The organism is Pseudomonas sp. NPDC098747, assembly GCF_044760045.1.
In the GTDB taxonomy this organism is placed as follows: domain Bacteria; phylum Pseudomonadota; class Gammaproteobacteria; order Pseudomonadales; family Pseudomonadaceae; genus Aquipseudomonas.
This window is the reverse complement of the sequence record NZ_JBIWAL010000099.1, coordinates 1-9,539: the sequence shown is the minus strand read 5'-3', so window position 1 is coordinate 9,539 and position 9,539 is coordinate 1. Positions and strand designations below refer to the sequence as shown.

Sequence of the window (9,539 nt, the reverse complement as noted above, 5' to 3'; positions counted from 1 at the left end):
GCGCATCTACTGCGTGCAGTACGACGAGTCGGATCTCGACTTCATCCAGCGTCTGTGCGAGGAGGAGGGGATTCACTACCACTTTCAGCACACCGGCAGCGGCCACAAACTGACCTTCGGCGATGACCAGACAGTGTTTCCGAAACTGGCGCCAGTAGCCTATCAGCAAGATTCCGGGCTGGTCGCGGACACACCGGTGGTCAAGCGCTTCGGTCTGCGTCTGGCCACCCGCACCAGCCGTACCACGCGGCGCGATTACGACTTCGTCAAACCGAAGATTGAGCTGGAAAGTGATGCCAAAAGCAGTGCCCAACCAGACTTGGAAGATTACGATTATCCGGGCCGTTTCGTTGACCGCGACCGTGGCAAGCACTTGGCCAATCGCGCGTTGGAGCGTCATCGCAGCGACTATCGCCTGGCCGAGGGCAACAGTGACCAACCGATTCTGGTCAGCGGACATTTCCTCGCCCTGACCGAACACGCCAACCCGACCTGGAACGACCTGTGGCTGCTCACTGAGATTTTCCACGAAGGCAAGCAGCCGCAAGTGCTGGAAGAGTCGGTGACCAGCGACACCACGGACAACAAGGACGATTTCCACCAGGGCTACCGCAACCGCTTCAGCGCGATCCCGTGGAACGTCCCATACCGTCCGCCGCTCGATCACCCGAAACCGAAAGTCCTCGGCACCCAGAGTGCCGTGGTCTGCGGCCCGGAAGGCGAAGAGATCTACTGCGACCAGTATGGCCGAGTCAAGGTGCAGTTCTTCTGGGATCGCGAAGGCAAGCACGACGACATGACCAGTTGCTGGATGCGCGTCGCGTCGAGCTGGGCCGCCGAAACCTTCGGCTCGATCAACATTCCGCGCGTCGGCATGGAAGTCTTGATCACCTTCCTTGAAGGCGATCCCGACCAGCCGCTGATCACCGGTTGCCTGTACCACGGCGCGAATCTGCCGCCGTACAAGCTGCCGGATTTCAAGACGCTGGCGACGGTCAAGAGCAAGGAATACAAGGGCAGCCGCGCTAACGAACTGAGGATCGACGACACCACCAGCGAGATCAGTATCGCGCTGCGCAGTGACCACGGTGCGAGTGCGATCAACCTCGGCTACCTGACCCATCCGCGCCCGAGCGGTGGTCAGCCGCGCGGCGAAGGTTTTGAATTAAGAACCGACCGCCACGGCGCAGTGCGAGCCGGTGCCGGTTTGCTGATCACTACCGAGCCGCGTCCGAACGAGTCGAAACATCACAAGGATCTGCCGGAAACCGCCGAACGCCTCGCCACCGCGAGCGAACAGCAGGACGGTTTTGCGGTGCAGGCCAAAGAGCTACAAGCGCAGGAGGCCGGCGATCAGGACGACGTGGCCAAGGCCTTGCACGCACAGCATCAAGGCGTGCTCGGCAGTGGCCCGGCGAACATGACCGCCAACGAGTTTCCGGAATTCACTGAGCCGCATCTGGTGCTCGCCAGCCCGGCCGGCATCGCCCTGACCACACCGCGCTCTAGCCACATCGCCACCGGCGAACACCTGGCGTTGAGCAGCACCGGGCACACCAGTCTCTCCATTGGTAAACGCCTGCTGGCCAGCGCCAGTCGCGGCATGCGTCTGTTTGTGCAGAGCATGGGCTGGCGTCTGGTCGCGGCCTCCGGCGACATTGACGTGCGCGCGCTGAAGGACAGCATCAACCTGCTGGCCAAACTCAACATCACCGCCAATGCCGACCGCATCACCATCACCGCCAAGACCGAACTGGTGATCCAGGGCGGTGGCAGCGCCACGACCTACAACGCCGGCGGCATCACCCACGCCACCAGCGGCCCGTACACGGCGCATGCGGCGAACATCGCCTACACCGGGGCGAAAAGTCTGGCCGGGGTGTTCCCGGAACCGCCGAAACCGGGCAAGGGCAATCTGGAACTGTTCAACCAGTACGCCGGGCGCCAAGGCATCAAGGAAGGCGATTACGAAGTCATCGACGCCTTGGGCAAAAGCATCAAGGGCAAGCTCGACGCCAAGGGTTTCGCCAGCGTCTCTGGCGCCGCACCGGGGCCAGCGCGCGTGCTGTTCGGCAAGGATCCGGCGGACACCTGGAGCGATGGCAGTTATATCGGCAAACCCGAATGGCCGCTGAATCCACCGGGCGCGGAAGACGTGCCGGGGCAGGTGCAAGCCATGGTCGCTCAGGTGTTGCCAACCAAGAACTGGGACATGCTGGAGAAGGGCAAGGACATGGCACAAACAGGGATGAGTGCGATGCAGACCGCGCAGGGCGCAATGCAAACGGCGCAGCAGGTAAAAGGCGCAGTGCAGGGAGGAGTGGCCGGATTGCCGAAACTGGCGAGTGCTGCGATGCCTAGTGCGTCGAGCATCCTCGGCGCAGCAAGCAAGGGCGGCCAGCTACCGACGCTTCCCGCACCAACGCTGCCAAAACCTTCCTTGAAAACCCCGGGCCTGTTGGCGGGTGAGATGCTGTCATGACCACTGAAATCGTAAAACGTGAACCTCAGGTTGCTATCGTTCCACTGAACGCCATCGACATCCAGGACGTTGCCAGCAGCGCGGCGACCTTCGATGCCTGGCTGCAATCGGCCACGGATGGCGTGGTCACCCTTGATCGAATCAAGAACGTCGCCGGCGCTTTACCGGTGGTGGGCAACATCATGGCGTTGGTTGATGCGCTGGGTGACATCGTTACCCTGTCCAACGTCCAGAAACGCGACCTGCTGGCGTGGGCCAGTCTGGGCATCAACCTGATCGGTGTGCTGCCACTGCCACCGGCCATGGCGGCGGCACGCATGACCTTGCGCCCGACTTTGTTTCTGGTACGCCAAGAGATGAAGGCCACCAGCAAAATGCTGCTCAGTGCATCCGTGATCGAGGTGCTGGTCGGTCACCTGAACGCCTCGATTATCGGCACGCTCGATGACTTTGTTGAACAGGCTAAAGGCAAGTTGCCCGGCATCCTGGCGGACGCTGGCAAGCTCGGCGAAGAAGTCATCAATGAGATAACCAAAGGCATCGAAGCGTTGGCATTCGGCAATCTGGATGCCAAAGGTGATCTGAATACAGCCAGCGCCCAAGCGAGCGCAGCAGTCGATCAATTCAAGAATGATCCACTGGCGTCTTTCAGCAATGTTTTCGGGGCTGCCGCAAGTGCTTATAAAGCGGCTGGCAAGGGCCTTGCCAACAGCGTGGCGCAAAATCTGGTGCCCGATGACTTCAAGAAAAACGTCTCCGAAGAAACCAAAAAACTGCGGGCAATGGGCCCGGAGCTGCGCACCCAGCTGAGCAAACTCGACGATGAGTCGGTGCAGAACTCCATTGGCTGGTTGCTGCTGATCCTGTCCAGCGCCGTCACTCTCTGGCGCAAACGCAACGCCCATGGCCAAAGTGCCGGGGTCAAACCTGACAAGACCAGTCAGGCCAAGCACACGGCGTCCGAAGGTGAATTGGGAGCCAGCGGTAAACAGGCTCCGGCTACAGGCGCGCCCAAGCCGAAGAAAAATGGCACCTGTACCGGCACGTGCAACAGCATCAATTTTGCTTTGGGTTCAGAAAGCCTCAGCCATACCGATTTCAACTTGCCGGGCCCATTCCTGGTCGAGTGGACGCGCACCTATAACTCGCGCCTCGACGCCTACGATCACAGCGAAATGGGCGCCCGCTGGATCAGCGAATTCACCACACGGTTTGACTGCGTGGACGATGGCTTGACGTTTTACGGCTCCGATGGCCGCGACCACAGCTATCCGCTGCCCAAACTCGGTCTGTTTCACTACGACGCCATCGAAAACATCACACTGGTTCGCAGTGGCGAAGACCAGTTGCTGTTGTGCCGTGGCTTCGAACGCAAGGAAAGCTACGTCCGCCATGGCCAGCGCTTTGTGCTGACCAATATTTCGCTGCGCAACGGCGCCGGGATCATGCTGCATTACGAGCATCGTCACGGCGAACACTCGCTGCTCTCCGACCTGATCACCTATCAGGAAAACGACTTCACCAAAGTCCATTTGCACCTCGGCACAATGATCGACGATCACGGCCGGTTTATCGGCCTCTGGGAAATCGTTGACGGCGAACCGCTGCGCCAGCTCTGCGCCTATCAGTACGACGCCTATGGCGACCTGATTCAGGCGCAGGACGAGAACGGCGCAGTCTGGTCGTATCAGTTCGAGCATCACCTGATCACCCGCTACACCGACCGCACCGGGCGAGGCATGAACCTGCAGTGGGACGGCCCCGGCGCCAAGGCCAAAGCCGTGCGCGAATGGGCCGACGACGGCAGTTTCGACACGCGTCTGGAGTGGGACGAAAACATCCGTCTGACCTACGTCACCGATGCGCTCGGCAACGAGACCTGGCACTACTACGACATCCTTGGCTACACCTATCGCATTCGCTACGCGGACGAGCGTTCGGAATGGTTCTTCCGCGACGAGGCGAAGAACATCGTGCGCCGCGTCAATGCCGACGGCAGCACCGATCGCTACAACTACGATGAACGCAGCAACCTGCTCGAGCACATTCGCGCCGATCACACGGTGATGCATTACGCCTACGACGATCAGGACCTGCTGATCAAGATCAGCGATGCCGAGGGTGGTCAGTGGCAACGCGCCTATGACGACCAAGGCAATCTGGTTGAAGCGCTGGATCCGCTGGGCAACAAAACCGAATACGCCTACAACAAATCCGGCCAGCCCACCGCGATCAAGGACGCCAACGGCAACGAAAAGACCCTGGACTATAACGACGCCGGGCAGATGGTCGAGTACGTCGACTGCTCGGGCAAGACCAGCGCTTGGGAATACAACGAACTGGGTCAGATGACCTGCTTCACCGACGCTGCCGGCAACGCCACCGAATACGAATACAAGGCCGGCCAACTGGTGCTGATCAAGCACCCGGACAAGACCGAAGAGCGGTTTGAACGTGACGCCGAAGGTCGGTTGTTGGCGCATGTCGACGGTCTCGATCGTTGCACCACCTGGAGCTACAGCGCGGCCGGTTTGATCGCCGAACGCATCGACGCTGCCGAACAAACCCTGCGCTATCGCTGGGACCGTCTCGGGCGGCTAACGGCCCTGGAAAACGAAAACGAACAACGCGCGCACTTCCACTACGACCCGGTCGGACGCCTGCTCGAAGAGCGCGGTTTCGATGGGCGCAGCACGCGTTATCAGTACGACCCACTCACCGGCCGCCTCGCCCAGTCGATCAATGGCCAACGCGTCATCTCGTTGAGCTTCGACCCGATGGGCCGTGTAACTGAACGTCGCGCGACCTTGGGCGATCAGTCGCAAAGCGAAACTTTCGCCTACGATGGCAACGGCAACCTGGTGCTGGCCGACAACGCGGACAGCCGCCTGCAATGGTTCCACGACCCGGCCGGCAACCTGCTGCGCGAACACCAACATTACCTCGGACTGGAAAAGCCCACCGTCGCGATGTGGCAGCACGAGTACGACGTGCTCAACCAACGAGTCGCCACCGTTCGCCCCGACGGCCATCGCGTCAGTTGGCTGACTTACGGCAGCGGTCATTTGCTCGGACTACGCCTCGATGAACACGAACTGATCGGCTACGAGCGTGACGATCTGCATCGCGAAGTCGCCCGCCATCAAGGCAACCACCTGCTGCAAACCCAAAGCTGGGACCCGGCCGGCCGCTTGCAGGAACAATTGCTGGGACGCAGCGACGACAAATCCACGCTGCTCAAACGCGAATACACCTACGACGCCGCCGGCCAACTGACTGAGATCAACGACAGCCGTCGCGGGCCGCTCGCCTATCGCTACGATCCCGTCGGCCGACTGCTCAGCGCCACCACACGTCAAGGCGTGGAAACCTTCGCCTTCGACCCGGCCGGTAACCTATTGGACGACAAGGCGACAGAGATTCGCCGCCCGCTAGACCTGACCCCACCGCGCAGCAAACTGGTCGACAACCTGCTGCGCGAATACGCCGGCACCCACTACGACTACGACGAACGCGGCAACCAGATCCAGCGCTGGCACAACGGCCAACGCAGCGATCTGCGGTGGGATCTGTTTGATCGACTGGTGCATTTCGAGGACCCGCGCCTGAGCGTGGATTTCGCCTACGACGCACTGGGACGACGCCTACACAAAAACTCCCGCGCACACTACAAACAGCGGCCTGAGGCAGGCTCTCTCTGGAACAGAAACGAGCACGCCCGCAAACAGCGCGAACTGGGCTGCGGCTTTACCTTGTACGGCTGGGATGGCGACAACCTCGCCTTTGAAAGCAGTCCGGCACAAAGCGATGGCGAACCGGGACGCACAGTGCACTACGTCTTTGAACCGGGGACTTTTGTTCCTGTTGCGCAGGCTGTGCGGCACGCGCCAATCGATCTGATTGGGCTGCCGGATTACAGCGGTGAATACAGCCTCGATGAAGACCCGGTGTGGAATCACAAGGTAACGGCATTACCGTTTGATGCATTGGCCTGGTATCAGTGTGATCACCTCGGCACGCCGCAGGAATTGACGGACTCGCAAGGCAACCTCGCCTGGACCGTGCAGTACAAGGCGTGGGGGCAGGTGACGGAGCAGCGTTCGGAGTGGGCGCGGCAGCATGGCGTTATGAACCCGATACGGTTCCAGGGGCAGTATCACGATCATGAGACGGGGCTGCATTACAACCGACATCGGTACTATGATCCAGGAGTTGGTCGTTTCATTAGCAAAGACCCGATCGGTTACATGGGAGGGCTAAATCTTTATGCTTATGCACCAAATCCGACGGGTTGGGTCGATAGTCTTGGTTTGAGTGCAACATGCCCATGTGAATGTAATAAAGTACTTGAAGCTGAAGGTGTGGTGACAGGTCGCCATGGTGATCTTCGAAAAATAGGGGGGCTCCAAGACTCCCACCACATCTATCAGGATGCGTCGATGAATGGAATTTCAGGTTATAAATACAATGATGCGCCAGCGATAAGCCTTCAAGGACGAAACCCAGACGGAACCACTCGGGGAACTCCGCACTATAATGCTAATCGAGCCCAAGATAAGGCATCAACTGCCGGCCTGCTAGGAAGTGAAACTGTCGTAGCTTTCAAGTCGCTACGTGCTGCGGGACTGAGTCCGAAGGCAGCGAAGTGTGCGACACTCCAGGCTCGTGGCTACTTCACCGGTATTAAAGCCAACGCGGGTACCAGCACCGCAACACCTTCCAAGAGACGGAGTCGATAAATGAGTACACCCACTAATCACCAAGCCTATGCCAAGACCAAATTGCTCGTAGAGGCCATCTATCGACGTGACTCGTCTACGCTTGAGCAGGATTTTGGAATATCCAGCGCGGTTGCTGATGAGATTTATGAGTGTATTGATGATTATTTCGCTAAAGGCACCAAGATATCCATCGCACCTGAAGAAAAAGCTTTTGATTCAAGCAAGCAAGGCCGCCCTTACATTGATGTATATGAAACTAATGAAAAAGCGCTCGGGTTAGAATGTGTTCTTTTTGCTGATGGTGCACCCGGTGAAGCGATCCTTCATCTCGAGATTTCCGAAGTTAATGGGGAACTGATGGTGTATTACAAGTACATTGGTTCCTAAAGGCTCACAGAAATACTAAAGTTACCGCGGTCATTGAATGCAGTTGATTACTAATACACCGGTTTAGGAGAGTTGCTCTATGAAAGACGTTATCCGGCTGGGCGACTCCACAACTCACGGTGGCAAAGTTCTTAAAGCATTCTCCCAGACCGACCTCAACGGCAAACCTATAGCTGGGGTGGGTCACAAGGTAAGTTGCCCTCTGTGCAAAGGGATTTTCCCAATCGCCGAGGGCAGCAGCGCCTATACCGTCGATGGCACGCCAATCGCGTTGGACGGCATGAAAACCGCTTGTGGGGCCACACTGATTGCGAGTGGTCCTAAAGGGGCGGTTGTCGGCTGAATCTTGTGGGTGTGAACTATCTATTTTAAATCGCCCTCATTATGAGGGCTTCGATCGGCCGCATTTAGCCGAGACCCATGTTAAGGCTGCTTACGGCCAAAAGCAGCCCTTCGGGGCGCAGTTACCTAGCCATAGACACATTGCCACTGCAGACTTTCCCGCATTGCAAATTGCGCTAGACAGGTGACCAAAGCCGATTAGATAAGCAGGACAGTATATGTATGTAGAGTTTGTATACATTAATGGTCATTCACTAACCCCGGCCACTCAGAAGTTGGCGGAAACGAGATTGACAATGTTGAATTTGACTGGCAGGGTAAAACTTTTTAGCGCCCCCTACCGATTAGTAAGTCGCCAAGGTAGTTGCGCTATACACGTCCATTTAAATTCAGCACCACGGCTTAAAAAGGAAAATTATGCCAATCACTGACCTTAAATCTAAAAATGATTTCGAGGTATCTGAATATTTTGATAAAAGAGCACTTGAGGATCTAGAAGTCTCAGAGCTGGCGTATATTCATTTAGATTTTATACACGGCAAGCAGCACTTATCAAACTGCGTAGTTTCTTCCAGTCTGTACGACCTGATGTAGACTGCCAATTCATCGTTTAATAATAGAAGAACCAGAATATACACCCCTCTTCTCTCGTGCTTCTCAATATTGGATCAAATTGGAGGAGTATATGGTAGCAGCCTGAAAAGCACTCAGTACCAAGCGGGCATAAAGGTTGCCCTTGCCACGTTTGGAACATTTAGTACCGAAGAGATTGAAAAGCTCTACTCACTTTGTAGTGGTCAACTAATCCCGGACACGACGTTAAGTTTTTCTTCGGCCCGAGCTGGCGCCAGCCCACCGTTGAATTGATGGGGTCGAATCCAGTTGTAGCGATGCATTAAGAAAGGCTGATATCGCGCTGGGCTTCTTGAGCAGTTCTGTAGCCCACGGTCGGTATCCATTCAGTTTTCAAGCTGCGGAACACCCGCTCCATCGGCGCGTTGTCCCAGCAATTTCCTCGATGACTCATGCTCTGACGCATGCGATAACGCCAGAGCCGCTGGCGAAACAGGCGGCTCGCATATTGCGACCCTTGATCCGAGTGAAACATTAGCCCTTGAGGCCTTCCACGCTGTTCGTAGTCCATGTCCAGCGCCTTGATCACCAACCCAGCATCTGGTTTTTCTGACAATGCCCAGCCCACTATCTGGCGCGTAAAAAGATCCAGCACGACTGCCAGATAGTGCCATTTCCCCTGGGTCCAAATGTAAGTGGTCGCCGCACCACACCTGGTTGGGTGCCGGGACATCGAACTCCCGATTCAAGATGTTCGGGATATCCAACCGTTCAACCGTTGCTCGTTTATAGGCATGAGAACCAGGTTGTTTACTGACGAGATCAAGCTTGCGCATCAAGCTGTGCACTTTGAACCGACCGAGTTGCTCACCATCATCACGCATCAACGAGAGAAGGCTACGGCTGCCGGCAGCACTGCGACTTTGTGAAAACAACTCGCTCACCCGGCTGCGCAACCGAAGCCGTTCGACATCAGGCGTTCGACGCTTGAGGCGGTGGGCGTAGTAACTTGAGCGGTTGATTTCAAACACTTG

4 protein-coding genes and 1 pseudogene are annotated in these 9,539 nt (G+C 57.2%); 4 read left to right on the top strand and 1 reads right to left on the bottom strand.

The window, feature by feature from the left end; translation table 11 throughout:
- From tssI to ACIQVE_RS28575, 4 genes are all read left to right on the top strand, one after another.
- Positions 1–2,482: type VI secretion system tip protein TssI/VgrG (gene tssI / locus ACIQVE_RS28590; protein ID WP_402815164.1), on the top strand; the 2,482-nt coding region annotated here is incomplete at its 5' end.
- The gene (locus ACIQVE_RS28585; protein WP_402815161.1) at positions 2,479–7,221 is read left to right on the top strand and encodes an RHS repeat-associated core domain-containing protein; all 4,743 of its coding nucleotides are present in this window, start codon (positions 2,479–2,481) and stop codon (positions 7,219–7,221) included. The genes tssI and ACIQVE_RS28585, both read left to right, overlap by 4 nt.
- On the top strand, positions 7,222–7,590 hold the full coding sequence (locus ACIQVE_RS28580) for a hypothetical protein (protein WP_402815157.1): 369 nt from the start codon (positions 7,222–7,224) through the stop codon (positions 7,588–7,590). It begins immediately after the preceding gene.
- 79 nt (positions 7,591–7,669) lie between these two features.
- Positions 7,670–7,933, top strand: a complete 264-nt coding sequence (locus ACIQVE_RS28575; RefSeq protein WP_402815154.1) for a PAAR domain-containing protein — start codon at positions 7,670–7,672, stop codon at positions 7,931–7,933.
- A gap of 796 nt (positions 7,934–8,729) precedes the next feature.
- Here ACIQVE_RS28575 and ACIQVE_RS28570 read toward each other — a convergent pair.
- Positions 8,730–9,539, bottom strand: a pseudogene (locus ACIQVE_RS28570) (IS3 family transposase); the annotation flags it as partial.

Excerpts from the sequence above, each read along its gene's own strand:
- ACIQVE_RS28585 (WP_402815161.1), top strand. The coding sequence starts at position 2,479 with ATGACCACTGAAATCGTAAAACGTGAACCTCAGGTTGCTATCGTTCCA.
- ACIQVE_RS28580 (WP_402815157.1), top strand. The coding sequence starts at position 7,222 with ATGAGTACACCCACTAATCACCAAGCCTATGCCAAGACCAAATTGCTC.
- ACIQVE_RS28575 (WP_402815154.1), top strand. The coding sequence starts at position 7,670 with ATGAAAGACGTTATCCGGCTGGGCGACTCCACAACTCACGGTGGCAAA.